The organism is Herbiconiux flava (genome assembly GCF_013409865.1).
Lineage (GTDB): Bacteria > Actinomycetota > Actinomycetes > Actinomycetales > Microbacteriaceae > Herbiconiux > Herbiconiux flava.
On sequence record NZ_JACCBM010000001.1, the window covers coordinates 205,518 to 231,742 of the forward strand.

Consider the following 26,225-nt stretch of genomic DNA (forward strand, 5'->3'; position numbering starts at 1 on the left):
GCGAATCGCCCTATGAGGGCCTCGAGAGGGCGTTGTGCGACGGCTCGATCTCCGAGCCGGCGAGGGCGGCCGGCGGCGCCGTGCTGCCGCGCTGCACGAGCGACACGCCCGAGACCGCCGCGACCGCGCCGGCCTCCGGCGGCCGCTCGCCGAGCACCTCGAGCACGGTCTCCATCGCCGCCCGCCCGAGCACGGTGAAGTCCTGCCGCACCGTCGTCAGCGGCGGCGACAGGTACTCCGCCTCGGGGATGTCGTCGAACCCCACCACGCTCAGGTCGCCCGGCACCGACAGCCCCGCCTCGGTGTACGCCCGGATCAGCCCCAGCGCCATCTGGTCGTTCGCCACCACCACGGCGGTCGCCGCCCCCTCGGCCGCGAGCCGCACCCCGTGGGCGTACCCGCTCGCCGGCGTCCAGTCCCCCACCATCGGCTCCCGGCTGACCAGCCCGTGCGCCGCGAGCCCGCCGAACCAGCCGCGCAGGCGCTCGGCGGCGTCCATCGAGTCGGCCGGCCCCGCGATGTGCCGGATGTCGCGGTGCCCCAGCGCGGCGAGGTGGTCGACGGCGGCGCGCGACCCCGCGTACTGGTCGAGCTGCACCCGGTGGGGCACCCCCCGGTCCTCCGACGCGACGGCCACGACGGGCACCCCGAGGTCGACGCCCGCGATGCCCTCCACGGCCGCACGCTGCTGCACGATCAGCACGATGGCCTCGACGTTCTGCCGCACCAGCAGCTCGGCCGCGCTGCGCACGTGCACGGCGTCGGCCTCGAGCAGCCCCGCGGTGATGACGGCGTAGCGCGCATCCCGAGCCGTCTCGTTGAAGTGCAGGGCCGTCGAGGACGGCCCGTAGTCGGCCGAGCCGGTCGTGATCAGGCCGATGGTGCGCGAGCGCCGGGTGACCATCGCCCGGGCGGCCGGGGAGGGCACGTAGCGCAGCTGCTTGATCGCGTTCTCGACCCGCTGCCGGGTCGCGGGCCGCACGTTCGGCATGTCGTTCAGCACCCGGGAGACCGTCTGGTGCGACACACCGGCGAGGCGCGCCACATCGAAGATCGTGGCGGCTCGCGCCCTGTCGTCTTCAGTCACAGTCGATCCTCATCGGCGGCCCGGATGCGCGCGCGTCTACGTATTATGTCGGCCCCGCACTCTCACCTCCTGCGAGCTGTCAGCACCTTCTGCAGAATGATGAAGACGAGCAGCAGCGCGCCGATGAAGATCTTGGTCCACCAGGAGGACAGCGTGCCCTCGAAGGTGATGATCGTCTGGATCACGCCGAGCACCAGCACACCCAGCACCGAGCCGAGCACGAAGCCGTAGCCGCCGGTCAGCAGGGTGCCGCCGATGACCACCGCGGCGATGGCGTCGAGCTCGGTGCCGACCGCCGTCAGCGGGTAGCCCGAGAGCGTGTAGAACGAGAACAGCACGCCCGCGAGGCCCGAGCAGAAGCCGCTCACGACGTACACGATCACCTTGGTGCGGGCGACCGGCAGGCCCATCAGCATGCCCGACTGCTCGCTGCCGCCGATGGCGTAGACGGTGCGGCCGAAGCGGGTGAAGCCGAGCACCCACACCGCGACGATCACCACGGCGAGCGCGATCACGACGCTGGGGGTGATGCTGAGACCGCCACCGAGCGGGATGCGCGTCACGGCGAGCGCCACGAAGGTGGGCTCGGTGATCGAGATCGAGTCCTTCGAGATCACGTAGCAGAGGCCGCGGGCGAGGAACATGGCGGCGAGCGTCGCGATGAAGGGCTGCACCTTGAAGACGTGGATCATCAGGCCGACCAGCAGGCCCAGCACACAGGTCAGCACCAGGATGAGCGGGATGACGACCCCCGGCGACCACCCGGTCTGCAGGAGGCTGGCCGCGATCATCGTCGACAGCGCCACGACCGCCCCGACCGAGAGGTCGATGCCGCCGGTCAGGATGACGAAGGTCATGCCCACCGCGAGCACGATCAGGTAGGAGTTGTCGACGAACAGGTTCAGCAGCACCTGGCCCGAGAAGAAGCCGTTGTAGCGCACGCCGCCGACGATGAAGACGGCGACGAAGAGCACCGCGGTGACGAGCACCGGGCCCGACTTGGGGCTGGTGAGCACGTCGCGCAGGCGGTCGACAAGTCGCCGCGGTGGGCGGCCGGGCTTGGTCGGCAGGGGCGCCCCGGCGCGGGGGCGGTCGATGGTGGCGGTCATGATGCGGCTGCTTCCTTGACTCGGGCGGTGCGGGCGGCGAGCCGCTGGCGCAGCTGGGCGAACGCGGCGTTGGTGGTGGGCGACTGCAGCAGGCAGACGGCCGTGACGACGGCCGCCTTGAAGACCATGGTCACGATCGGCGGGATGCCCACGGTGTAGACGGTGGTGACGAGGGTCTGGATGACCAGCGCCCCGACGAGCGTGCCCGCCAGCGAGTAGCGGCCGCCGGCGAGCGAGGTGCCGCCGATGACCACCGCGAGGATGGCGTCGAGTTCGATGAACAGGCCCGTGTTGTTCGCGTCGGCGGCCGTCTGGTTGGCCGTCAGGATGAGCCCGGCGATGCCGGCCGACAGCGCGCAGAACGCGTAGACGGTGAACAGCAGCACCCGCGCCCGCACACCGGCCTGGCGGCTGGCCTCGGGGTTGATGCCGACCGACTCGATCAGCATGCCGAGCGCGGTGCGCCGGGTGAGCAGGGCGGCGACCGCGAAGATCACGGCGCCGATCACGACGGCGACCGGGATGCCGAACCAGAAGCCCGAGCCGAGCTCCTTGAACGGCGCGCTGTCGACGGTGAGGATCTGCCCCTCGGTGATCAGCATCGCCACACCGCGGCCGGCCGTCATCAGGATGAGCGTCGCGATGATCGGCTGGATGCCGATGACCGAGACGAGGAACCCGTTCCAGACGCCGAGCACGAGCGAGATGACGAGCGCCACGATCACGGCGACCGCGACGGTGGCCGGGTTGCCCGGGTCGGAGGAGCCGAGCAGGATCGAGCACGCCACGGCCCCCGAGATCGCCGCCACCGCGCCGACCGAGAGGTCGATGCCGCGGGTGGCGATCACGAGCGTCATGCCGACCGCGATGATCAGCGTCGGCGCCCCGTTCCGCAGGATGTCGACGATCGAGCCGAACAGGTGACCGTCCTTCACCGTCACGGTGAGGAAGTCGGGGAAGGCGATCACGTTGATCAGCACGAGGACGAGCAGCATCACGACCGGCCAGAACAGCCGGCTCGAGACGGTGCGGAGCAGCAGGGCGTTCATCGTCGGTCTCCCGAGGTCTCGAGGGGGGCGGGGTCGGTGTCGGCTGCGGGGCCGCTGTCGTGTGCGGGGCCGGGGGCGGCGACGGATGCGCGGCCGGCGCCCGGGCCGGAGTCGGCGGTCGGGGCATCCGGAACCCCGCCCTCCTCGGCGACCGACCCGTCGGCGATCAGGGCGAGCAGCGCGTCGACCGTGAGGCCGTCGTTCTCGATGTCGGCCACCAGGCGGCGGTCGCGGAGCACCACGACGCGGTGCGCCAGGCGGAGCACCTCCTCGAGCTCGGCCGAGATGAACACGACGCTCATGCCGTTCTCGGCGAGCGTGTAGACGAGCTTCTGGATCTCGGCCTTGGCGCCGATGTCGATGCCGCGCGTCGGCTCGTCGAGGATGAGCAGCCGGGGTGCGATGGCGAGCCAGCGGGCGAGCAGCACCTTCTGCTGGTTGCCGCCGGAGAGGTTGCGCACGAGCGCGTCGGGGTTCGCGGGCCGGATGTTGAGGGCCTGGATGTAGCTCTGCGCGAGCTCCTCCTGCCGCTTCTTCGGGATGGGGCGGAACCAGCCGCGGTCGGCTTGGAGGGCCAGCACGATGTTGTCGCGCACGGTGAGCTCGTCGATGATGCCCTCGCCGCGGCGGTCCTCCGAGGAGTAGGCGATGCGCCGCGAGATGGCCTGACGCGGTGTGCGCAGCTTCGAGCCGGCGCCGCCCACGGTCAGGGTGCCCGAGTCGGCGCGGTCGATGCCGCCCAGGATGCGCGCCAGCTCGGTGCGGCCGGAGCCGAGCAGACCGGCCAGGCCGATCACCTCGCCCTCGCCGATCACGAGATCGAACGGCTCGATGGCACCCTTGCGGCCGAGGCCCTCGGCCCGGGCGAAGTCGGCGGGACGGTCGGCCGCGCCGCCGTCGGCATCGGCGGCGTGGGCCTTGCGGCCGATCTCGTCGAGCACCGTCAGCTCCTTGCCGATCATCTTCTGCACGAGGTCGATGCGCAGGAGCTCCTCGGTGAGGTACTCCCCCACGAGGCGGCCGTTGCGGAGCACGGTGAGCCGGTCGGTGATCTCGTAGATCTGGTCGAGGAAGTGGGAGACGAAGAGGATGGCGACGCCGGAGTCGCGGAGCGAGCGGATCACCCGGAACAGCTCGGCCACCTCGTCGGCGTCGAGGCTCGAGGTCGGCTCGTCGAGGATCAGCACCTTCGCGTCGACGTTGATCGCGCGGGCTATGGCGACGAGCTGCTGGATGGCGAGGGAGTGCGAGCCGAGCAGCGAGCCCGGGTCGATGTCGAGGTTCAGCCCGTCGAGCAGCTCGGCGGCGCGGCGGCGCATCGCGCGGCCGTCGATCGAGCCGAAGCGGCGGGGCTCGCGCCCGAGCAGGATGTTCTCGGCGACCGACAGGTTCGGCAGGAGGTTGACCTCCTGGTAGACCGTCGCGATGCCGGCGGCCTGCGCGGCGGCGGGCCCGGCGAACGACACGGTCTCCCCGTCGACCACGATCGTGCCGCTGTCGATCGGGTAGACGCCGGTCAGCGCCTTGATCAGCGTCGACTTGCCGGCGCCGTTCTCGCCCATCAGCGAGTGCACCTCGCCCGGGAACATGCGGAAGCTGACGTCGTCGAGCGCTTTCACCCCCGGGAAGGAGATGGAGATGGCGCTCATCTCCACGACTGGTTCGGTCATGAGTTCTCTCTTCTTCGAGGGAGTGGCGTGCGGTGGGGTGCGGGTCGCGGGGTGCTGGTTCGTGGTGAGGCGGTGACGGATGCGGGGTGTGGGGCCGCGCATCCGTCACCGCTCTCAGGTGAAGCTGGTGGTGCTGGTCGTGCTGGTCGTGCTGGTGCCGGCCTAGTACTGACGGGTCGGCAGCGCCTCGGCGGCCTGGTCCTTCGTGAAGGTGGTCTCCTCGGTGATGATGCGCTTCTCGGGGGTCTCGCCCTCGTTGATCTGGTTCACGATGTCGACGAGCTGCTTGCCGAGCAGGGGCGAGCACTCGACGATGAAGTTGATCTTGCCATCGGCGAGGGCCTGCATGCCGTCCTTCACGGCGTCGACGCTGACGATCTTGATGTCGACGCCCGGCTTCAGGCCGGCCGCCTCGATCGCCTCGATGGCGCCGAGCGCCATGTCGTCGTTGTGGGCGTAGATCAGATTGGCGTCGGGGTTCGACTTCAAGAGAGCCTCGGTGACCTGCTTGCCGCCGGCGCGGGTGAAGTCACCGGTCTGGCTGGCGACGACCTCGAACTTGTCGTCGCCCTTGATGGCGTCGGCGAAGCCCTCGGCCCGGTCGATGGCGGGCGCGGCGCCCGTGGTGCCCTCGAGCTGGATGATCTTGACGGGCTCGGTCGAGTCCTTGTACTCCTCGAGCACCCACTCGCCGGCCTTCTTGCCCTCCTCGACGAAGTCGGAGCCGAGGAAGCTCTCGTAGAGCGAGTCGTCGGCCGAGTCGACCGCACGGTCGGTGAGCACGACGGGGATGTTCGCGGCCTTGGCCTCGTTGAGCACCGCGTCCCACCCGGTCTCGACGACCGGCGAGAACGCGATCACGTCGACGCCCTGCTGGATGTAGGAGCGGATCGCCTTGATCTGGTTCTCCTGCTTCTGCTGCGCGTCGGAGAACTTCAGCTCGATGCCCGCGTCCTTGAACGCGGCCTGGATGTCGGTGGTGTTGGCCGTGCGCCAGCCGCTCTCGGAGCCGACCTGCGAGAAGCCGACGACGAGCTGGTCGGCGGGCTTGGGGCCTTCGGAGCTGCCGGCGCTGGTACCGCCGCCGGCACAGCCCGCGAGCGTCAGGAGCATCGCTCCGGCCGCGGCGAGACCGAGGAACTTCTTCTTCATGGTGAACCTCTCTGTTCATCGTCCCGGCCGCGTCGTGCTGCGTGATGGTGCCGGGTCGGCCGCCACGTCGGGGCCGGTGCGTCATGGTAGTCACAAATTGTGAGCCTTCACAATTGCCAATTCGGTAACGAATCGATAACCGGAATGAGGCTGGTGCTGGCGCGCTGCAGGCCCTAATGTGAACGCTAATATTCCGAACGCATCAGCACGACGGAACGCACCCCCACCGCCGAGGGTGCCGAGAGGAGGACCGGCTCAGGCCGTAGTGGCCCGGTGTGGCGCAGTCGGCGGTGCCGGCCGGCTCGGGCCATGGCGAGCTGGTGCGGCCCGCGCCACCTGTGCGGGTCAGACCGTGGCGAGCTGGCGCGGCCCGCGCCACCGGTCCGGGTCAGGCGGTGGTGAGCTGCTGCGCGTACAGCGCCGCGTACGAGCCGCCGCGCGCGAGCAGCTGCTCGTGCGTGCCCGACTCCACGATGCGGCCCGCGTCGACCACGAAGATGACGTCGGCGTTCACGATCGTCGAGAGCCGGTGGGCGATCGCGATCGTGGTGCGGCCGCGCGCGGCGGTGTCGAGCGCATCCTGCACCACACGCTCGGAGATGGAGTCGAGCGCGCTCGTCGCCTCGTCGAGGATGAGCACCGCAGGGTCTTTCAGCAGCACCCGCGCGATCGCGATGCGCTGCTTCTCGCCGCCCGAGAGCCGGTAGCCGCGCTCACCGACGAGCGTCTCGTACCCCTCGGGGAAGCTCATGATGCGGTCGTGGATGTTCGCCGCCCGCGCCGCCGCCGCCAGCTGCTCGTCGGTCGCCTCGGGCTTGGCGTAGCGCAGGTTCTCGGCGATCGTGGCGTGGAAGAGGTAGGTCTCCTGGCTGACGATGCCGAGCCGGTCGATCAGCGACTCCTGCCGCAGCTCCCGCACGTCGTGCCCGTCGACCTTCACGGCCCCGGAGGTGGCCTCGTAGAAGCGCGGCACGAGGTACGACACCGTCGTCTTACCTGCCCCCGAGGGCCCGACGAAGGCGGCGAACTGACCCGGCTCGATGGCGAACGACACGTCGTCGAGGGTCGGATGCTCGAGCTCCCCGTCGGGGTACACGAAGCTCACGTGGTCGAACTCGACCCGCCCCGCGCGCTCGGCACCCGAACCGCGGGGCAGGTCCACCGCATCCGGTGCATCGGCGATCGTGGGCTTGAGGTCGAGGTACTCGAAGATGCGGGCGAACAGCGCGCCCGAGGTCTGCAGGTCGAGCCCGACCCGCATCAGCCCGAGGAGCGGCCAGGTCAGCCGCGCCTGCACGGTGGTGAACGCGACGATCGTGCCGGCCGTCACGTCGACGCCGCCCTGGATGAGGTAGCCCGACGCGAGGTAGACGACCGCCGGCACCACCGAGAGCACGATGCTGACGATGGCGAAGAACCACTGGCCGCTCATCTGCTGGCGCACCTGCAGCGCGATCTGGTTCTGGTTCTCGTCGGAGTAGCGCTCGATCTCGGCGCCCTGACGGTTGAAGCTCTTGGCGAGCAGGATGCCCGAGACGCTCAGCGTCTCCTGGGTGATGGCCGTCATGTCGGACAGCGACTCCTGCGTCTTGCCCGCGATGCGCGCCCGCACCTGGCCGACCCGGCGCTGCACGAGCACGAGCAGCGGCATCAGGATGACCGCGACCACCGTGAGCTGCCAGCTGAGCAGCAGCATCGCGACAAGAGCCGCGATGACCGTGACCGTGTTGCCGAGCACGCTCGAGACGGTGTTGGTGAGCACGTTGGCCACGCCGCCCACGTCGTTCTGCAGCCGCGACTGGATGATGCCCGTCTTCGTGCGGGTGAAGAAGGCGAGCTCCATGCGCTGCAGGTGGGTGAAAAGACGGATGCGCAGATCGCCCATCACGCTGTTGCCGACCCGCGCCGTGAGGTACGTCTGCCACACGCCGAGGGCGGCCGACACGATCCAGATCAGCACCATCGCGCCGACCAGCTCGAACAGGATCGGGATGTTCGGACCGCCGGCCGGGAAAAGGCCCAGGTCGAAGGCCTGCTGCGTCAGCAGCGGAGGCAGCACGGTGAGCGCGGCCCCGATCAGCACGAGCACCGCGGTGACGGTAAGCGCCGGACGGTAGGGCCGGAACAGCTCGCCGATACGACGCAGCAGGTTCGGGATCTTCGGCGCCTCGGCGTTCGCGGCGCGCTGCGCGTCGCGGTCGCCGCTGGAGACGCGGCCACCGCCCCCGCCCCCACCGCCCCCGCCGAGACGGGTGCGCCCGCCCGCGGCCGCGACGGCGCTCATGCGGCCGCCGCCGCCCATTCCACTCATAGTGATGACAGTACGCCGCACCACCGACGCCGCCGTCACCGTCCTCCTAGGGCGAAATCCGAACGCGGCCACACGCACGAATCGCGGCCACCGAGCCCGTGAGAGCGTCGGTGACCGCGATGCGTGCGCGAGCGCGTCAGCCCTTCGTGGAACCCGCCAGGAGCCCCCGCACGAAGAACCGCTGCAGGGCGAAGAAGACGATCAGCGGCACGATGATGGCCACGAACGCCCCCGCCGTGAGCAGGTACCAGTCCTGCCCGCGCGAGCCCGTGATCTCGGCCAGCAGCTTGGTGATCGGGGCCACCCCGCCGTCGGCGAAGATCAGCGCCACCAGGAGGTCGTTCCAGACCCAGAGGAACTGGAAGATGGCGAACGACGCCAGCGCCGGCATGGTCAGCGGCAGGATGATCCGGAAGAAGATCTGCCCGTGACCGGCGCCGTCGACGCGAGCCGCCTCGATGACCTCGCGGGGGATCTCCGACACGAAGTTGTGCAGCAGGAAGATCGCCAGCGGCAGGGCGAAGATCGTGTGCGCGATCCAGACCTGCGAGAAGGTGCCGTTGGAGGGCACCCCCGAGAAGATCCAGTCGTCACCGACGGCCACGCCGCGCGAGAACAGGCTGAGCAGCGGCACGAGAGCCATCTGGATCGGAACGATCTGCAGCGCGAAGACGCCGATGAACAGCCAGTCCTTGCCCTTGAAGTCGATCCACGCGAAGGCGTAGGCGGCCAGGGCCGCGATCACCAGCGGGATCAGCGTCGCCGGGATGGTGATGGCGATCGAGTTCACGAACGACGAGGCGATCGTGACCGAGGAGTTGCCGGAGCCCAGAACCTCGACGTAGTTGTCGAGGGTGAAGCCCCAGTTCTCGAATATCGTCCACCAGCCCGAGGTCTGGATGTCGTTCCGCTCGCGGAACGAGGAGATCAGCAGCCCGAAGGTCGGGATCGTCCAGATCACCGCGATGATCAGGGCGGCGACCGTCGCGCCGCGACTGGTGAGCCGGCGCTTGGTGCGCTTGGTCACGGTCTCGTCGCGCTCGATCGCGCGTTCGCCCGACCTCAGCTGCTTCTTCGTCGACTTGTCGACCGGCAGGTCGATCGGCTGCACGGCGCTCATCGGATCTCCCTCTGCTTCTTGATCTGCCTGGCGTTGTAGATGACGATCGGCATCACCAGGATGAAGAGGATGACGGCGAAGGCCGCCGACCGCCCGTACTCGAAGTTCTTGAACTGCGTGTACATCTCGTTCGCCAGCACGCTGGTCTCGTTCGCGCCCGCCGTCATGGTGCGCACGATGTCGAACACCTTCAGCGAGGCGATCGAGATGGTGGTCAGCACCACGATCAGCGACGAGCGGATGCCCGGCACCGTCACATTGGTGAAGCGCTGCCACGCGTTGGTGCCATCGAGCTCCGCCGCCTCCAGCTGCTCGGCGGGAACGCCCTTGATCGCCGCCGAGAGGATGACCATGGCGAAGCCCGTCTGGATCCAGATGAGCACCACGATCAGGAAGAAGGTGTTCCAGGGCGACTCCTGCAGCCACTGCACCGGCTGACCGCCGAGCCACACGACCACCTGGTTGAGGAGGCCGATCTGGCTCTGGTCGTCGGGCCGGTAGGTGTAGACGAAGCGCCAGATGATCGACGCGCCCACGAACGAGATCGCCATCGGCATGAAGACGAGGATCTTGAAGAACTTCTCACCGCGGCTCTTGTCTATGAAGACGGCATAGGCGAGACCGAAGATGGTCGACGCGATCGGCACGACCAGCACCCAGATGATGGTGTTCAGGATGACGCGCAGGTTCTGCGGGTTCGTGAGCACCCAGGCGAAGTTGTCGAGCCCGACGAAGTTGCCGCGGCTCGAGAACAGCGAGTCGATCGCGGTCTTGACCGTGGGGTAGATGAGCCCGATCACCAGCAGGATGATCGCGGGGGCCAGGAAGCCGAAGAGCTGGAAGAGATAGCCGGCACCCTGCGAGGACCGCTTGTCGATCCAGAAGAAGAGCAGGCCGAGGGCCGCCGCGATGAGCGCCGCCCACCAGACCGAGCCCACGAGCACGAGGGCGAGGAACGGGGCGATGACGCAGACCGCGAGACGGATGATCGTGTACTTGCGCCCGGTTCGCGGAGCGATCTCCACGAAGAACAGGATCAGCGCGACGACGATGCCGAACGCGATGAGGACGATGGGGATCTGCGCCAGCGCGGGCAGCTTCCCCACCCAGAGAAGGAAATCGGACATGAAAACCTTTCGAGTGCGACTCTGGACTCAGGAACGGCCCGGCGCCCTCGGCGCCGTGAGGACACCGTAGCACCAGGGTGCAAGGAGGCCGCCCGAGGGTTCGGGCGGCCTCCTCACGACCGTTCTGTCTATGGATGGACGGGTCGACCTACTCGGTCGGCCAGCCGCCCTCGATGGACGTGAGCACTTCCTCCTGGGGAGTGCCGTTGATCCAGTCGACCATGCCCTTCCAGAAGGTTCCGGCGCCGACGGCACCGGGCATCAGGTCGGAGGCGTCGAACCGGAACGTGGTCTTCTCGTCCTGGAGGATGCCGATGGCCTGCTGCAGGATGGGGCTCTGCGCGTTGGAGGCCTCGAGGCCCTTGTTCGCGGAGATGACGCCACCCAGCGACACGCGGCTGTTCGCCCACTCGGGGCTCGAGAGGTACTCCTGCACCTTGACGGTGTCGGCGTCGTTCGAGAACGCTCCGACGATCTCGCCACCACCGGTGACGGCGGTCTCGCCCTCGTTCACCGCGGGGGTGACGAACGCCCAGATGTCGGCGTCGGGGCCGACCGTGGCTCCGGCGTCGGTGAGGAAGCCGTCGAAGAACGAGGCCTGGTGGGTCAGCGCGCAGCTGCCGTCGGCCATGGCGTTCGCCACGTCGCCGAAGGCGGTCGCGTTGATCGACTTGACGTCACCGAAACCGGCGTTGACGTAGCTCGGGTTGAGCAGGATGTCGCCGACGGAGGTGAAGGCGTCGCTGATCGCGGGGTCGGTGAACTTCACCTCGTTCTTCACCCACTGGTCGTAGACGTCGGGGCCGCTCTGGCGCAGCACCAGGTCTTCGACCCAGTCGGTGCCCGGCCAGCCGGTGGCGTCGCCCGAGCCGAAGCCGGCGCACCACGGGGCCGTGCCCAGGGTGGTCTGCATCTTCGCGGTCAGGTCGACCATCTCCTGGTAGGTCTTCGGGACCTCCCAGCCGTTGTCGGCGAACTGCTTCGGCGAGTACCAGATGAAGCCCTTGACGCTGGCCATCAGCGGAGCACCGTAGAAGGTGTCGTCGACGGTGCCGTAGGCCTTCCAGTCGGTCGACCAGTACTCGTCGACGTTCTTCTCGACGCCCTCGGGAGCCTTCTGGATGAAGCCGCGCGACGCGAGGTCGGCGAGCAGACCCGGCTGCGGGAAGATCGCGAGGTCGGGCGGGTTGCCACCCTGCGCGCGGATGCCGATCTGGGACTCGAACTCCTTCGACGACTCGTACTGGATGTCGATGTTGTTCTCTTTCTCCCAGTCCGCCCAGGACTGTTCGAGAAGCTCGGCCTCGGTGTCGGCGATGGTGCCGTAGACGGTGACGACGCCGTCGGCCTCACCGGCCTCACCGCCCGCCGCTCCGCCGCCGGCGCCGCCGGAGCAGCCGACGAGTGCGAGCCCGAGGCCCGCCGCGATGGCGATGGGTGCTGTGACACGGCGGTGCGAAAGTGACCGCATATCTCCTCCTCATTGAGTTAGTGCGCTCCGTAGTGGTGCCTTCGGTGGCGCGTGTAGGGAAACCTTTCCATAACTCCCACCAAATGACAAGCGACGTCCTCGATGTCTCGAGAAGGTAACGATCCGTTCGGAGAGAGCGCTCTCACGCTAGCAGACGCGCGGGTGATCGCGAAACTGGTCCTCCACATCCGCCGCCACCTGGCACTAGGATTCTGGAAGCGTTTGCACACGAGAAGACGAGGAGGTCGTCGTGTCGGGAATCGAAGACGTGGCGACCCTGGCCGGGGTGTCCAAGGCCACGGTGTCCCGCGCCCTGAGCGGCCGCGGCTACGTGTCGGCCGAGACGCGCACCCGGGTGTCCGCCGCCGCCGCGACGCTGGGCTACGTCGTCTCCTCGAGCGCGTCGAGCCTCGTCACCGGCCGCACCAACAACGTCGGGGTGATCATCCCCGAGATCAATCAGTGGTTCTTCGGCAGCATCATCGAGGGCGTCGAGCGCGCGCTGCTCGATCGCGGCTACGACCTCATGCTCTACAACACCACGAAGACGGTGGAGGAGCGCAGCCGGGTCTTCGAGTACTTCCTCGTGCGCAAGCGGGTCGACGCCGTGATCGCCGTGACCCTCGAGATCACCGCTCCCGAGGCCGAACGCCTGCTCGCCCTGGGCAAGCCCATCGCCGGGATCGGCGGCCCCCTGGTCGGCATCCCGACGCTGAGCATCGACGACATCGAGGCGGCGCGGCTCGCCACCGAGCACCTGCTGCTGCTCGGGCACCGTGACATCGTGCACGTCGGCGGCGACATCGACGAGCAGATGGACTTCCACGTGCACTCCAAGCGGCTGCGCGGCTACCGCGAGGCGCTCGAGGCGGCGGGCATCCGCTACGACGCCGACTCGCACGTCGCGACGCCCTTCGACATCCCGGGCGGCTACCGGGTGGGCAAGCAGCTGCTGGGCGATCCCCGGCGGCGGCCCACCGCCGTCTTCGCCGCCTGCGACGAGGTGGGCATCGGCGTCATCCTCGCCGCGCGCGAGCTCGGGCTCTCGGTACCGGAGGACCTGTCCGTGATCGGCATCGACGACCACCCGCTGAGCGAGATGTTCGGGCTGACCTCCATCGGCCAGCGCCCCGACCTGCAGGGCGAGCAGGCGGTCGACTGGGTCATCCGCCAGCTGGAGGAGCCGGGCTGGACGCCGCCGTCCAAGCACACCTTCGTGCCGGCACGGCTGGTCATCCGCTCGTCCACCGCTCCCCCGCGCGCCCGCTCCTGACGCCCCGTCCGTCCCTCTCGTCGCACCCGGGGGCCGGGCCGCGGGTCAGGCGAACGACGAGAGGTCGGGCGGCACGAGCGCGCCGTCGCGCCGATCGACCGGGACCACCGCGACCACGGCCGCCGTCTCGGTCGGCAGGGCCCCGTCGATGTGGAACGAGCCCGGGTCTCCGGATGCTCGCACGGTCACGCCCGCCGTCTCGAGCTCCCCCGGCTCGAGCACCACGATCAGCACGGCGAACCGGCTGTCGTCGTAGCCCCGCAGCACCTCCCCCACCCGGTCGAGCGCGACGGCCTGGATGAAACCGGTGTCGGCCAGCGGGACACCCCTCGTCGAGACCTCGTACTCGCCCAGCCTGCGGGCGGCCACCCAGTCGTCATGGATGGCGATGTGGGCGATGCGGGTCACGGGTTCCTCCGATGGTCGATGACGGTGCCCGAACGGGCACTGGTGCGTTAATGACACTGGACGGTATCATTAAGTCATGACCGCGACATCTCCCGCCGGCCGACGCGGGCGCCCGACCGAGGCCGACCGGGCCCGGCGACGGGATCGCCTGCTCGACGCCGCGGTCACCTGCTTCGCCGAGACCGGTTTCGAAGCCACGACGCTCGACGCCGTCGCGGCGCGGGCCGGCGTGACGAAACGCACGATCTACGTCGACCACGGCGACAAGGCCGCGCTGTTCGCCGCCGCCGTCGACCGGCTGCACGCCGGCATCCGCGGGGTGGCCTCCGCGGAGGGCAGCCTGGAGTCCGCCGCGATCGAGCTGGTGCACGTGCTGCACTCCGACGAGGCGGTGGCCCTGCACCGACTCGTGCTGATGGAGGCGTGGCGGTTCCCCGCGCTGGCTGCGGCGTTCTACGAGACCGGGCCCCGGGCATCCGTCGCAATGCTCGCCGCCCTGCTGCCGTCGGGCGACCGCCATCTCGCCGAGCCCCTGCACGCACTGCTGCTGGGAGAGCCGCATCGTCGCCGCCTGCTCCGGCTGGCGCCCGCCCCCGACCGGGCCGAGGCACGGCGCCACGCCGTCTCGACCCTCCGTCTGCTCGCTCTCATCCCCTGAGTTCAGCGCCGACGAGCGCCGGTCAACCGGGTGCCCGGTTAAACGACGGATGCCCGAGCCGTGAGGCCCGGGCATCCGCTTCGAAGCAGAGAAGACTACTTGAGGGTGACGGTGGCGCCGGCCTCTTCGAGCTGGGCCTTGGCCTTCTCGGCGGTCTCCTTGTTGGCGCCCTCGATGACGGCCTTGGGAGCGCCGTCGACGAGTGCCTTCGCCTCACCGAGGCCGAGGCTGGTGAGGGCGCGCACCTCCTTGATGACCTGGATCTTCTTCTCGCCGGCAGCCTCGAGGATGACGTCGAACTCGGTCTGCTCCTCGACCTCTTCGGCGGGCGCGCCACCGGCAGCGGCGGGGCCGGCGACGGCGACGGGGGCAGCCGCGGTGACCTCGAAGGTCTCCTCGAACGCCTTGACGAACTCGCTCAGCTCGATGAGCGTGAGCTCCTTGAAAGCCTCGAGCAGTTCCTCGGTGGAAAGCTTTGCCATGTTGTTCTCCTTGTTGTGGTAGTTAGTTCAACCGCGTGCTGGAGCCGGAGCTCAGGACGCGGACTCCTGCTTCTCACGCAGCGCATCGACCGTGCGAACGGCCTTCGACAGCGGGGCGTTGAAGAGATATGCGGCACCGAACAGCGAGGCCTTGAAGGCACCGGCGAGCTTCGCCAGCAGGACTTCACGGGACTCGAGGTCGGCGAGCTTGGTGACCTCGTCGGCGGTCAGGGGGTTACCGTCGAAGTACCCGCCCTTCACGACCAGAAGAGGGTTTGCCTTGGCAAAGTCACGCAGCGACTTGGCGACGGCCACGGGGTCACCGTGGACGAAGGCGATCGCGGACGGACCGGCGAGCTCGTCGTCGAACGACGAGATGCCGGCGTTGTTCGCCGCGATCTTGGTCAGCGTGTTCTTTACCACGGCGTATGACGCGTGCTCACGGATGCTTCCGCGCAGCTGCTTCAGCTGGGCGACCGTGAGACCGCGATACTCGGTCAGCAGAACGGCGGTCGAGCTCTGGAACAGTTCCGTGAGCTCGGCAACCGAGGCTTCCTTGTTCGCCATGGCGCTCCTAGTAATCGATGGTGTCGGCCGGGACGACCACCGGATGCACCTGGAGAAGGAGCTCTGGGACAGGAAAGAGAAAAGCTCCGGCGCAGGAGGCCGGAGCGAGAACACAGCAGAACGCTGGAGACTTACTTCGTACACCTGCGCAGGTCTTCGCTCTCACGAATCTTCGGCCGGTGAACTCTGCTTCTCAGCAGCGCACACCGACGACCGGCGGTCTTTGGCCTCGTGAAGTCTAAGGCACCCGGCCGCCGATGGCAAATCAGCTCTCGCCGGCCTCCCAGGCGGCCAGGCGCCCGATCTCCTCGTCGTCGACCTCGAGGCCGGCCTGGCCGAGGCGCTCGCGCAGCAGCTCGGCGATCTCGGCCGAGGAGGCGTCGGGCGAATCGGCCTTGACCTGGGCGAGCACGCCCTCGACCTTCTCGGTGAGTGCGGCGTCGTCGGCTCCGGCCATGATGGGCTCGTTCTGCTGATCGGTCATGGTCTCACCGTACCCCTCGTCACGGCCGGCTCACCGCGGTCGCGGCAGCGCGGTGGCGGCCAGCGGCAGCACCACCGAGAAGACCGTCGATCCGGGCTCGCTCTCGACGTCGACCGTTCCGCCGTGGGCGTCGACCACCGCCTTGACGATGGCGAGGCCGAGTCCGGTGCTGCCCTTGTGCCGCGAACGGGAGACGTCGCCGCGCACGAAACGCTCGAACAGCGTCGGGAGGAGCTCGGGCGCGATGCCCGGGCCGTCGTCGGCGATGCGCACGAGGGCGACCGGAGCATCCGGAGCACCGGCGGAGCCGTCGATCGAGACCGTCACCCGCGTGCCGGGCGGCGTGTGCACCCTGGCGTTGGCCAGCAGGTTGGCGAAGACCTGGTGCAGGCGCTCGGGGTCGCCCGACACGGTGACGGGCTCCTCGGGCAGCTCGAGGTCCCAGACGTGGTCACGGCCCGCCACGTGGGCGTCGCTGACGACGTCGACGAGCACCAGCGAGAGGTCGACCTCCGACATCGCGAGCTCGGGCTTGGCGTCGAGGCGGGCGAGCAGCAGCAGGTCCTCGACGAGGGTGGTCATGCGGGTGGCCTCCGACTCGATGCGGCCGAGCGAGTGCGCCACGTCGGTGGGCAGCTCGGGGGCCGTGCGCCGGGTGAGCTCGGCATAGCCCCGGATGCTCGCCAGCGGTGTGCGCAGCTCGTGGCTCGCATCGGCGACGAACTGCCGCACCTTGTTCTCGCTCTGCTGCCGGGAGGTCAGGGCCGAGGCGACGTGCTCGAGCATCCGGTTGAAGGCCAGGCCCACCCGGCCCACCTCGGAGCGCGGGTCGGTGTCCTCGGCCGGAACGCGTTCGGCGAGGGCCACGTCGCCGCGGTCGAGCGGCAGTTCGGCGACCCGGGTGGCAGTCGCCGTGACCCGGTCGAGGGGTCGCAGGGCGAGACGGATGATCAGGAACGCCGCCACGGCCGCGAGCGCCATGGCTCCGGCGGTGACGATCACGATCACGACGATCTGCTGCTGCAGGGTGCCCTCGAGGTCGCCGAGCGGGAGGCCGGTGACGACGAGGTCGCCCGCGGCCGTGACCGTCTGGGACTCGACCCGGTAGCTGCCGAGACCGGGCAGCGTGATCGTCTCGGGGGCGCTCTGCGGAGCCAGCGTGAGGTCGGACGCCCCGTCGGCCCCGATCCCGTCGAGCGCCGCGAGCTGCTCCTCGGTGAGGGTCTGCGACTCGCCGTCCTGGGCCAGCACGACGCCGGCCGACGCCTCGCCGTTCGACACGACCGCCACGAGGGTGCCGGAGGCCTGGCCGAGCGAGAGGCCGGGGCGCGGGCCCTGCGAGCCCGCCGTGATGTTCTGGATGGTGCGGTTCGACGCCTCACGCAGCTGCGAGTCGAGCTGGTTCACGAGGTAACCGTTCAGCGCCACGGTGCTCACGACGCCGATGATCACGCCGGCGAGGGCGATCAGGCCGAGCACGCTGGCGATCAGCGTGCGCCGCAGGGTCACAGCGCGGGCTTCAGCAGGTAGCCGGCGCCGCGCACCGTGTGGATCATCGGGGTGCGGCCGGCGTCGACCTTCTTGCGCAGATAGGAGATGTAGATCTCGACCACGCTCGACTTGCCCCCGAAGTCGTAGCTCCAGACCCGGTCGAGGATCTGCGCCTTGCTCAGCACGCGCCGCGGGTTGCGCATGAGGTAGCGCAGCAGCTCGAACTCGGTCGCGGTGAGCTCGATCGGGTCGCCGTCGCGGAACACCTCGTGGCTGTCCTCGTTCAGCTCGAGGTCGCCGACGGTGACGATCGGGTCGTCGGCGTCGGCCACGACGAGGGTCGAGCGGCGGATGAGCCCGCGCAGGCGCGCCACAAGCTCCTCGAGGCTGAACGGCTTCGTCACGTAGTCGTCGCCGCCGGCGGTGAGCCCGGCGATGCGGTCGTCGAGCGCATCCTTCGCCGTGAGGAAGAGCACCGGGGTCTCGTGGCCGTCGCCGCGGAGGCGGTTCAAAACCTGCAGCCCGTCGATGTCGGGCAGCATCACGTCGAGCACGACGACGTCGGGACGGAACTCGCGGGCGATCGTGATCGCCTGGCGTCCCTCGCTCGCCGTCTTGACCTCCCAGCCCTCGTAGCGCAGCGCCATCGAGAGCAGGTCGGTGAGGGTGTTCTCGTCGTCGACGACGAGCGCGCGCACGGGCGAGCCGTCGGCCCGTCGCAGGCGGGGCTGCTTGGCCGGGTTGCTGCGGGAGTCACCGCTGAGGAGGGAGCCGTCGATAGTCACATCTCCAGTATTGGCAGTGGGCTATGAGGAGTCTATGAGTGAGCATTGCGTGGTCTGAGAGTGGAATCCTGCGGTTCGGCGTCGGCCTTCGCGAGGCGGCGGGTGCGCATCCGCCCGCCTGGCCGGTCGACGTGGCGTCGATGACGGTGGCTCGGGTGAGAATGGAGGGGTGACCGACACCCTGCTCTCCTTCCCCTGGGAGGAGCACGAGGTCGCGGTGCCCGCGCCGGCCCCGCCGCCGCACCTCGCGCGGCTGGTGGCGGCCTCGACCGACCGGGTGGCCTGGTTGCGCGCCCGCAGCCGCGGGGTCACGGCGACGGATGCGGCACGGCTCGCCAGCGACGCCGCCGTGCGCGCGGTCGCCTGGGAGAAGTTCAACGGCTCGGGCTTCGGTGGCAACGCCTTCACCGACCACGGCCGGGCCCGCGAGCCCGAGATCGCCGCCTGGGTGCTGCAGGAGCACCTGATCGAACCGAGCGTCGCGCTCTTCCACGCCGCCCGGGAACGGCGCCACCTCGCCACGCCCGACGGCATCCGGGTGACGCCCGAGGGGTCGCTCGAGCTGGCCGAGATCAAGACGACGTCGAAGCCGTGGACGCGCATCCCGCGCTCGTACCTGAGGCAGGTGTGGTGGCAGCAGTACGTGCTCGGCGCCGAGCGCACGCTGGTGGTCTGGGAGCAGCACGTCGACTTCGTGCCGCTGGCGTCCGACCCGCGGTGCCAGTGGGTCGATCGAGACGAGTCGCAGATCGAGCTGCTCGTGCGCCGCGCCGACGAGCTGCTGGCATGGATGCGCGGGGAACGGGGCCGCGTGTGACCACGCTGCTCCTGCACGGCCTCGGCGGGTCGCCGTCGCAGCCGCTGTCACTGTTCTCGCCGATCATCCCGCCGACCGAGACGGTGCTGGCACCCGACGTGCGGGGGCACGGCGACGATCAGCGGGTGTCGGGGCCGGCGTCGGCGTTCTCGCTCGCGGCCCTCGCGTCCGATGTGGCGTCGCAGGTGCGGTCGTCGGTGGGTGACACCCCGCTGACGGTGATCGGGATCTCGATGGGGGCGGGGATCGCCCTGCGGCTGGCGCTGGCAGCGGCGGCCTCGGCGCCCGATGCGCTCGCCATCGGCCGGCTGGTGTTCGTGCGGCCGGCCTTCACCGACGTGCCGCTGCCGCGGAACCTGCTGCCCTTCCCCGTGATCGGCTCGCTGCTCTCCCGGCTCGGGGCGGTCGAGGGGGAGCGCTCGTTCCGCGGCACCGCCCTCTACCGGGAGGCCCTCGAGGAGTCGCCGCTCGGGGCCGAGGGTCTGCTGGAGCAGTTCCGGTCGCCTGGTGCCGCCGCGCGGGCTCGGCGGCTGATCGAGATCCCGCGGTCGGTGGCGTTCTCCGCTTCTGAGAGCCTGGCGTCGATCGGGGTGCCGACGGCGATCGCGTGGGCGCCGCGTGATCCGGTGCACCCGGTGTCGGTGGCCGAGCAGTGGATGGACGAGCTCGACGGGGCGGCGAGCATCCCGCTGCCGGCGCGGGACGACGGGTACGGGGCGTACGTGCGGGCGACCCGGGTGGGGGTCGCGTCGTGGCTGGGGTGGGGCGCGTAGGGGCGCTGCGCTCAGGGCGCTGCGGTTGGGGCGCTGCGCTCAGTAGACCGCGGGAGGCAGGTCGACGCGCTCGGGGGTGCTGTGGCGCACGTGGCCGACGGCCTCATTCGTTCTCGACTCTTCGACGGGGCTCGCTGACGCCGTCTCGATCGCGAGGAACAGCGACAGCCCGACGAGCCAGGTCAGCGCCACGGTCGTCGCCACGAGCTCGAGCAGGCCTCCCACCTCGGTGCCGAAGCGGAGGAGCGAGAGGATGCCCCCGGTGGCGGCGATGAGCGCGACGGCGAGCGCGGCCACGAGCGAGAACCGGGCGAGGCGCTTCAGCCGCGCATCCGACGCCACCTGCAGCATCACCCAGGACGCGCCGGCGAAGCCGACGACCGCGGCCGAGGTGTGCACGAGGTCCTGCCAGGTGAAGCCGGGGCCGACCGGGAGCGGGCAGTAGCGCGTGCAGGTGACCTGGGAGGCGAGGCCGAACGCCGCCGCCGCCGCGAGCAGCACCACGGCGGGCGGGATCGCGCGGAGTGCACGGCCGCGCGGTGTCAGCACCCCCGCGGGCAAGGCGAGCGCCGTGATCGCCGCCCCGACCGCCACCGCCGTCATCGCCCAGCGGAAGACGTCGGCCGTCGGCTCGCCGGCTGCGCCGAGCTCGCTGACGTACAGATAGCGGTCGGCCGAGAGCCGGGCGACCCAGATCAGCACGAGGCCCGCCGCCGCCAGCGCCGCGGCAAGGGTGAGGGCCGCCGCTCGGGCTCGGGTCATCGGGCGGTCTCTTCTCTGCGGCGGCATCGTCGTCTGCGGCGGCCGGTTCACCATCGGTGCGGCGCCGGTCGGCCTCACCGAATGTTAACCCGGAGCCGCCGAGTTTGCACCTCGGTGACGTTCCGGAAACACCGGCGAATCATTCGGACCCTAGCGTGGGAGCAGCCGAATCGGCGACGCAGCGAGGCGGGTGGCCCGAGCTCTCCCCACGCACCAGGGAACACGACGGAAGGGCAGTGGATGATCGAGCAGTGGAGTGGATCGCCGGGCGTCTCGAGTCCCACCCTCACCCACCCGAAGACCATGCGGGCCGTGCTGCTCGACTCCTTCGGTGACGCGTCGGAGCTGCACGCCGGCACCGTGGACTCCCCCGTGCGGGTGAACTCCGAGGTGCTGGTGAAGGTCGCCGCCGCCGGCATCAACCCGCTCGACGCGAAGACCCGGGCCGGGAAGGGAGTGGCCTACGCCATCCCCTCGCTGCCGTGCATCCTGGGCTACGACTTCGCGGGCGTCGTCGTGGAGACCCCGTTCGCCGGGCATCCGCTGAACGTCGGCGACGAGGTCTACGGCATGATGTCGGTGCCGCGCGGGGCCGGTTCGTACGCCGAGTACGTCGCCGCGCCGACACTGCAGGTGGCCCGCAAGCCCAAGTCGCTCTCGCTGGTCGAGGCGGCCGCCGTGCCGCTCGCCGCCCTCACCGCCTGGGGTCTCGTGGTCGAGCTGGCGAAGGCGCACGAGGGCCAGCGGATGCTCATCCACGCCGGTGCCGGTGGTGTCGGTCACTTCGCGGTGCAGTTCGCCTCGTACTTCGGCGCCCGGGTGACCGCCACCGGATCGGCCGCGAACCAGGGGTTCCTGCGCGAGCTCGGGGCGTCGACGGTGCTCGACTACGCCGCCGGCCCCTTCGAGGAGCAGGTGTCGAACCAGGACGTCGTGATCGACCTGGTCGGCAACGTGCACGACTCGACCGGCACCCGGTCGCTCTCGACCCTGCGCCCCGGTGGGCTGATCGTCAACGCGCCGACGGGCAGCTGGCCGACCTTCGAGGCCGAGGCCGCAGCCGCGGGGATGCGCGCCACGACCTTCAAGGTCTCGCCCGACGCCGCGACGCTCGCCGTCATCGCCCGCCTGATCGACTCGGGCGACGTGCACGTGCACGTGGACCGGGTCTTCCCGCTCGCGGAGGCCGCCGCGGCCCACCGCGCGCTCGAGGGGGGCCACACCCGGGGCAAGCTCGTGCTGCAGATCGCGGCCCTTCCCTTCTGAGCCCGCGCCATCGCAGGATCATCTGCAGGCGGTGAGGGTCTCGACGCCAACGCCCAGGACGAGCGGGCCGCCCAGGATGACGAGCTTCTCGGGGGCGAGGCGGGTGAGGTCGTCGAGCACCACCTGGGGCACGCAGTCCTGGCGTACCAAGTACAGCGGCGCCTCGAAGTGCGCGGCGAGGGGCCCGCCACTCAGCGCGTCGGGAAACGACTGCCCGCTCGCCAGGTACGCGATCTTCGCCTCGGAGAACGTCGCGTTCAGCGCCACCGACGTGCCGAAGCGATCCTCGCCGCTGGATCGCTGCGTCAGCACGGTGCGCTTCAGCGCCGTCTCGAGCGGAGCCGAGATCGAGGCAGTGCCACCCGCCAGGAGCACGCTCGTCGTCGCCATCTCGGCGAGCAGCGCCGTCTCGGCGGCGGTCGGTTCGGCCTCGAGCCCGTCAACGAGCAGCACCGGCGACGAGAGCTTCGCAGCCACCGGCGCCGAGCTCAGCGCGTCGGGGAACTGCCGCCCGGTCGCCGTGATCAGCCACGGCGACCCCACCGCCCCGACGCTCGGATCGGAGACCAGCCTCCGTGACACCTCGTACCGATCGGTGCCCGCGATGCGCGTGACCGTCGCCCCGGTCGCGGCGCGGGACAGCTCGAGCGCCACCGCCTCGGACACGGCCAGCTCACCGCCCACGACGACCACCGTCGCCGGAGTCAGCCGGACGATCTCTCGCCGCACGACGTCGGGCAGCGTCTCGCGCGCCGTGAGCAGAAGCGGAGCCCCGTTGATGCCCGCGACCGACGCCGCGCTCAGCGCATCGGGAAAGTTCTCGCCGCTGGCGACGTACACCGTCTCGACGTGCCGCAACCCCATGGCCACCGATGCGGCCACGGCTCCCGCATACCGATCGGCCCCGCCCAACCGCTCGGGCAGCGGCAGGCCGCCCGCGCGCTCGCCAGGGTCGCCGTGGGCTGGTGACACCACTGCCCCGAGCACGGCGAGCATCGCGAGAACGGCAGTGACGCGTCGGCGCATGAGAGCCCGTTTCAGATCAGGATGTCCCTAGAGTCACCCCTCCAGGACCCGGCGCGGTATGAGCAGTTGCTACTCAGCGGCCGGCACCGGGTCAGGCGTCGAGGGGATGCTCGAGCACGAAGTCGTCGTGCAGCTCGTCGCCCACGAGGAAGTGCTTCACTCCCACCTTCGTGAAGCCGCTCTTCTCGTAGAAGCGGATGGCGCGGGAGTTCTGCTGATTGACTCCGAGCCACACCCCGGCCGCCCCCGCTGCCCGGGCCTCCGCGATCGAGGCCTCCATCAGCGCCCGCGATGCGCCTTGCCCGTGGAACTTCGCCCGCACGTAGCATTTGCTGATCTCGACGGTCGGCCGGCGAACGACCGCGGCCGCGACATCCGGGTCGGTGGGCTCCCCCGCCACGAGCATCGTGTAGCCGGCGATCTGGTTGTCGATGTCGCCGAGCAGGATCGTGTGGCTCCCGCTCGCCAGGTAGCCGGCGAAGCGCGCCTCCGACAGGTTCTCGGTCACGAACGCGGCGATGGCCTCGGCCGAGGTCGTGGGCGGGCACGCCAGCTCGAAGGTCTCGGCGGCGACGGCAGCGACGATCCCCACGTCCTCCGGACGCGCCCGTCGAACCCTGGTCGCCATGCCCCCAACTTACCCGGGCAGCTCCCTCCCGCCCCGCGCAACACGACCCGACCCGCAACCCGGCCTGCCTGGTCGCGTCGGATCGGAGCGGTCAGTCGAGGCCGCAGGGCTCGAGGGTGTCGATCGCGGAGCTGAGGGCCGACGTGCCTCCCAGCACGAAGACCTTGGTCGGAGCCAGTCGCCCGATCTCGAACCAGACCGCCGGGCTGAGGCAGTGGGGAGTGGTGATGTAGAGCGGGTTGTGACCGACTCCGGCCGAGACGCCGCCGCTCAGCGCGTCGGGGAAGGTCGCGCCACTGGCGATGAAGACGTGGGAAGCGCTCTTGAACACGTCGTGGTTGACGACCGCACCCGTCTCGTAGCGGTCGCCGCCCGACAGCCGCTCGGCCGCGAACCTCACGGTGAGGTCTTTCAGCAGGGCATCGCTGACCGACAGGGGGCCGCCGGTCACCGTCACCTCGCGCACCCCGAAGTCGAGGAGGAACGTCGACTCGGTGGCGGTCAGCGCAGTGGCGCCTCCGTTGACCAGCAGCACGGGCGACCCGTCCTGCACGGCAGCGGGCGCCGCGGTGAGCGCATCGGGGAAGTTCACGCCGGTCGCCGCGAACATCGACGTCGAGTTCGGCATGCCGAACCGGCTGTCGCCGATCAGTGCGCGCGAGACCTCGAACCGATCGGCCCCGCCGATGCGCGTGACGGCCGCGCCCGACCCGGTCGCAAGAGCCTGGGCGACGGTCTCGGAGACCGCGTCCTTGCCTCCCACCACGACCACGTCCTTGACTCCCAGCCGCTTGAGCTCGGCGACGAGCCCTCTCGGAACCGAGTCCTTCGGGGTGAGCAGCAGCGGCCCCCGCCGCCAGGCTGCTACGGCACTGGCGCTGAGCGCGTCGGCGAACTTCTCGCCGGTGGCCACGTAGGCGATCTGCGACGAGGCGAACGCGCCCGAGGACACGGCGATCGCCTGCGCGTACCGATCGGTGCCCGCGATGCGACTGACCGTCGGCGCGGCCTGAACGGTCACGGTGCAGTTCGCCACCGAGCTCTGCACCGTGCCGTCGGGCAGAGTCGCATCGAGCTGGAGCCGGAACTGGTAGTCGCCGAGCTGGCTCGGCTCACCGAAGAGCACCTGCCCTGGCGCGTTGAGCTGAACGCCCGGCGGCAAAGCCCCGCCGGTCAGTCTGAGGACACTGGGGGCCTTCACCTCGAGTGGCTCGATCGGGAAGCCCTTCGCTGCGACTCCCTGCGGACACCCCGCTGTCACGAGCGTGACCGACGCGGAGACCGGCCCGGTCACGCCCACGGCGCCGACGGCGCCGAGCACGACTCCCACGACCACTCCCGCCCAGCCGAGCTTCTTCGCGCGTGACCGAGCGGGCTTGGTCAGTGATGAGCCGTCCATGGCAGTACCTCCGTAGGGATCGCGCGACGTCCGCGTCCTCCGATGGTCGCCCCGGAACCGTCCCGACAGGTATGAGTAGTTCCTGCTCAAACGCAGAAAGGGCCCGCCGTGAGGCGGGCCCTTTCAGGGGTGCTGCAGACGCGAGCTAGATCGCGTTGACGTCGAGCGGGATGCCCGGGCCGAAGGTCGTCGAGACGGCGCCCTTCTGGATGTAGCGGCCCTTCGAGGAGCTCGGCTTGAGGCGGACGACCTCTTCGAGCGCCGCGGCGATGTTCTCGTCGAGCTGCTCGGGGGTGAACGCGGCCTTGCCGACGACGAAGTGCACGTTGGAGTGCTTGTCGACGCGGAACTCGATCTTTCCGCCCTTGATCTCGTTGACGGCCTTCGCGACGTCGGGCGTCACGGTGCCGGTCTTCGGGTTGGGCATGAGGCCGCGGGGGCCGAGCACCTTTCCGAGACGGCCGACCTTGCCCATGAGCTCGGGGGTCGCGACGGCGGAGTCGAACGAGGTGTAGCCGCCGGCCACCTTCTCGATCAGCTCGTCGCCACCGACCTCGTCGGCGCCCGCGGCGATCGCGGCCTCAGCGGCCGGACCCGTCGCGAACACGATGACGCGGGCGGTCTTGCCGGTGCCGTGCGGGAGGATGACGGTGCCGCGCACCATCTGGTCCGCCTTGCGGGGGTCGACGCCGAGCTTGAGCGCGACCTCGACGGTGCTGTCGAACTTCGACGAACCCGTCTCGCGGGCCAGGTTCACGGCCTCGCTGGGGGTGTAGTACTTGCCGGCCTCGATCTTCTCGGCCGCGGCCCGGTAGGCCTTTGACTTCTGTGCCATGTTCCTGCCGCCCTTACGCTTCGACCGTGATGCCCATGGAACGGGCAGTGCCGGCAATGATCTTCTCTGCCGCTTCGACGTCGTTCGCGTTCAGGTCGGCCTGCTTCTGCTCGGCGATCTGACGCACCTGCTCACGGGTGAGCTTGGCGACCTTGACGGTGTGCGGGGTGGCCGAGCCCTTGGCGACTCCGGCCGCCTTCTTGATGAGCTCCGCCGCCGGCGGGGTCTTCAGGATGAAGGTGAACGAGCGATCTTCGTAGACCGTGATCTCGACGGGGATGACGTTGCCGCGCTGCGACTCGGTCGCCGCGTTGTACGCCTTGCAGAACTCCATGATGTTCACGCCGTGCTGACCCAGCGCCGGCCCGATGGGCGGTGCGGGGTTGGCGGCGCCGGCGTTGATCTGAAGCTTGATCAGACCTGTGACCTTCTTCTTCGGTGCCATTTCTTCTCTTCTCTGTCGAGCCGCCTGGCA

The 26,225-nt window shown here is 69.9% G+C and carries 26 protein-coding genes; 5 read left to right on the plus strand and 21 right to left on the minus strand.

What is annotated here, in order from left to right; translation table 11 throughout:
• Positions 1-10 precede the first annotated feature (10 nt).
• The 9 genes from BJ984_RS00990 to BJ984_RS01030 all read right to left on the minus strand — a co-directional run bounded on the left by BJ984_RS00990 (position 11) and on the right by BJ984_RS01030 (position 12,096).
• Positions 11-1,087: a LacI family DNA-binding transcriptional regulator gene (locus BJ984_RS00990; RefSeq protein WP_179546445.1), complete on the minus strand. Its 1,077-nt coding sequence runs from the start codon at positions 1,085-1,087 to the stop codon at positions 11-13.
• A 62-nt stretch (positions 1,088-1,149) separates the two neighbouring features.
• Positions 1,150-2,199, minus strand: a complete 1,050-nt coding sequence (gene yjfF / locus BJ984_RS00995) for a galactofuranose ABC transporter, permease protein YjfF (protein WP_444979736.1) — start codon at positions 2,197-2,199, stop codon at positions 1,150-1,152.
• Entirely contained in the window at positions 2,193-3,245 is a 1,053-nt protein-coding gene (locus BJ984_RS01000; RefSeq protein WP_179546447.1) for an ABC transporter permease, read from the minus strand. The genes yjfF and BJ984_RS01000 overlap by 7 nt, the downstream gene beginning before the upstream one ends.
• On the minus strand, positions 3,242-4,915 hold the full coding sequence (locus tag BJ984_RS01005) for a sugar ABC transporter ATP-binding protein (RefSeq protein WP_179546448.1): 1,674 nt from the start codon (positions 4,913-4,915) through the stop codon (positions 3,242-3,244). Before BJ984_RS01005 ends, BJ984_RS01000 begins: the two co-directional genes overlap by 4 nt.
• Before the next feature lie 162 nt (positions 4,916-5,077).
• Positions 5,078-6,067, minus strand: a complete 990-nt coding sequence (locus BJ984_RS01010; RefSeq protein WP_179546449.1) for an ABC transporter substrate-binding protein — start codon at positions 6,065-6,067, stop codon at positions 5,078-5,080.
• A gap of 388 nt (positions 6,068-6,455) precedes the next feature.
• Positions 6,456-8,351, minus strand: a complete 1,896-nt coding sequence (locus tag BJ984_RS01015) for an ABC transporter ATP-binding protein (RefSeq protein WP_179549244.1) — start codon at positions 8,349-8,351, stop codon at positions 6,456-6,458.
• 163 nt (positions 8,352-8,514) lie between these two features.
• A complete protein-coding gene (locus tag BJ984_RS01020) occupies positions 8,515-9,498 on the minus strand; it encodes a carbohydrate ABC transporter permease (RefSeq protein ID WP_173182597.1) in 984 nt (327 codons plus the stop codon).
• Complete coding sequence (locus tag BJ984_RS01025; protein ID WP_173182596.1) at positions 9,495-10,625, minus strand: carbohydrate ABC transporter permease; 1,131 nt, start codon at positions 10,623-10,625, stop codon at positions 9,495-9,497. The genes BJ984_RS01020 and BJ984_RS01025 overlap by 4 nt, the downstream gene beginning before the upstream one ends.
• A gap of 148 nt (positions 10,626-10,773) precedes the next feature.
• The gene (locus BJ984_RS01030) at positions 10,774-12,096 is read right to left on the minus strand and encodes an ABC transporter substrate-binding protein (protein WP_173182595.1); all 1,323 of its coding nucleotides are present in this window, start codon (positions 12,094-12,096) and stop codon (positions 10,774-10,776) included.
• A 250-nt stretch (positions 12,097-12,346) separates the two neighbouring features.
• Here BJ984_RS01030 and BJ984_RS01035 point away from each other — a divergent pair, with 250 nt between their 5' ends.
• Positions 12,347-13,369, plus strand: a complete 1,023-nt coding sequence (locus BJ984_RS01035; protein ID WP_179546450.1) for a LacI family DNA-binding transcriptional regulator — start codon at positions 12,347-12,349, stop codon at positions 13,367-13,369.
• Between the two features lie 45 nt (positions 13,370-13,414).
• Here the strand turns inward: BJ984_RS01035 and BJ984_RS01040 are convergent, their stop codons facing one another.
• Positions 13,415-13,777, minus strand: a complete 363-nt coding sequence (locus BJ984_RS01040) for a DUF952 domain-containing protein (protein ID WP_179546451.1) — start codon at positions 13,775-13,777, stop codon at positions 13,415-13,417.
• 76 nt (positions 13,778-13,853) lie between these two features.
• Here BJ984_RS01040 and BJ984_RS01045 point away from each other — a divergent pair, with 76 nt between their 5' ends.
• Positions 13,854-14,435, plus strand: a complete 582-nt coding sequence (locus tag BJ984_RS01045; RefSeq protein WP_179546452.1) for a TetR/AcrR family transcriptional regulator — start codon at positions 13,854-13,856, stop codon at positions 14,433-14,435.
• A gap of 95 nt (positions 14,436-14,530) precedes the next feature.
• Here the strand turns inward: BJ984_RS01045 and rplL are convergent, their stop codons facing one another.
• The 5 genes from rplL to BJ984_RS01070 form a co-directional block, all read right to left on the minus strand.
• Positions 14,531-14,917, minus strand: a complete 387-nt coding sequence (gene rplL, locus BJ984_RS01050; RefSeq protein ID WP_173182593.1) for a 50S ribosomal protein L7/L12 — start codon at positions 14,915-14,917, stop codon at positions 14,531-14,533.
• Positions 14,918-14,968: 51 nt separating this feature from the next.
• The gene (gene rplJ / locus BJ984_RS01055; RefSeq protein WP_173182592.1) at positions 14,969-15,484 is read right to left on the minus strand and encodes a 50S ribosomal protein L10; all 516 of its coding nucleotides are present in this window, start codon (positions 15,482-15,484) and stop codon (positions 14,969-14,971) included.
• A 265-nt stretch (positions 15,485-15,749) separates the two neighbouring features.
• The gene (locus BJ984_RS01060; protein ID WP_173182591.1) at positions 15,750-15,968 is read right to left on the minus strand and encodes a hypothetical protein; all 219 of its coding nucleotides are present in this window, start codon (positions 15,966-15,968) and stop codon (positions 15,750-15,752) included.
• A 30-nt stretch (positions 15,969-15,998) separates the two neighbouring features.
• The gene (locus BJ984_RS01065; RefSeq protein WP_271206343.1) at positions 15,999-17,477 is read right to left on the minus strand and encodes a sensor histidine kinase; all 1,479 of its coding nucleotides are present in this window, start codon (positions 17,475-17,477) and stop codon (positions 15,999-16,001) included.
• A complete protein-coding gene (locus BJ984_RS01070) occupies positions 17,474-18,238 on the minus strand; it encodes a response regulator transcription factor (protein WP_373877405.1) in 765 nt (254 codons plus the stop codon). Before BJ984_RS01070 ends, BJ984_RS01065 begins: the two co-directional genes overlap by 4 nt.
• Positions 18,239-18,413: 175 nt before the next feature.
• On the opposite strand from BJ984_RS01070, the gene BJ984_RS01075 reads away from it, so the two are divergent.
• Complete coding sequence (locus BJ984_RS01075; RefSeq protein WP_371741862.1) at positions 18,414-19,061, plus strand: YqaJ viral recombinase family protein; 648 nt, start codon at positions 18,414-18,416, stop codon at positions 19,059-19,061.
• On the plus strand, positions 19,058-19,834 hold the full coding sequence (locus tag BJ984_RS18860) for an alpha/beta fold hydrolase (RefSeq protein ID WP_179546453.1): 777 nt from the start codon (positions 19,058-19,060) through the stop codon (positions 19,832-19,834). Before BJ984_RS01075 ends, BJ984_RS18860 begins: the two co-directional genes overlap by 4 nt.
• A 39-nt stretch (positions 19,835-19,873) precedes the next feature.
• Here BJ984_RS18860 and BJ984_RS01085 read toward each other — a convergent pair whose 3' ends face one another.
• Positions 19,874-20,596, minus strand: a complete 723-nt coding sequence (locus tag BJ984_RS01085) for a DUF998 domain-containing protein (protein ID WP_246306415.1) — start codon at positions 20,594-20,596, stop codon at positions 19,874-19,876.
• A gap of 240 nt (positions 20,597-20,836) precedes the next feature.
• Between BJ984_RS01085 and BJ984_RS01090 the strand changes: the two genes are divergently transcribed.
• The gene (locus tag BJ984_RS01090) at positions 20,837-21,862 is read left to right on the plus strand and encodes an NADP-dependent oxidoreductase (protein ID WP_246306416.1); all 1,026 of its coding nucleotides are present in this window, start codon (positions 20,837-20,839) and stop codon (positions 21,860-21,862) included.
• 18 nt (positions 21,863-21,880) lie between these two features.
• On the opposite strand, the gene BJ984_RS01095 is transcribed toward BJ984_RS01090, so the two are convergent.
• The 5 genes from BJ984_RS01095 to rplK all read right to left on the minus strand — a co-directional run bounded on the left by BJ984_RS01095 (position 21,881) and on the right by rplK (position 26,195).
• A complete protein-coding gene (locus BJ984_RS01095) occupies positions 21,881-22,888 on the minus strand; it encodes a cell wall-binding repeat-containing protein (RefSeq protein ID WP_179546455.1) in 1,008 nt (335 codons plus the stop codon).
• Between the two features lie 91 nt (positions 22,889-22,979).
• Positions 22,980-23,516, minus strand: coding sequence for a GNAT family N-acetyltransferase (locus tag BJ984_RS01100; protein WP_179546456.1), 537 nt, complete (start codon positions 23,514-23,516; stop codon positions 22,980-22,982).
• Positions 23,517-23,607: 91 nt separating this feature from the next.
• Positions 23,608-24,915, minus strand: a complete 1,308-nt coding sequence (locus tag BJ984_RS01105; RefSeq protein WP_179546457.1) for a cell wall-binding repeat-containing protein — start codon at positions 24,913-24,915, stop codon at positions 23,608-23,610.
• 145 nt (positions 24,916-25,060) lie between these two features.
• Positions 25,061-25,750: a 50S ribosomal protein L1 gene (gene rplA, locus BJ984_RS01110; RefSeq protein ID WP_173182585.1), complete on the minus strand. Its 690-nt coding sequence runs from the start codon at positions 25,748-25,750 to the stop codon at positions 25,061-25,063.
• 13 nt (positions 25,751-25,763) lie between these two features.
• On the minus strand, positions 25,764-26,195 hold the full coding sequence (gene rplK / locus BJ984_RS01115; RefSeq protein ID WP_173182584.1) for a 50S ribosomal protein L11: 432 nt from the start codon (positions 26,193-26,195) through the stop codon (positions 25,764-25,766).
• Positions 26,196-26,225: the final 30 nt, after the last annotated feature.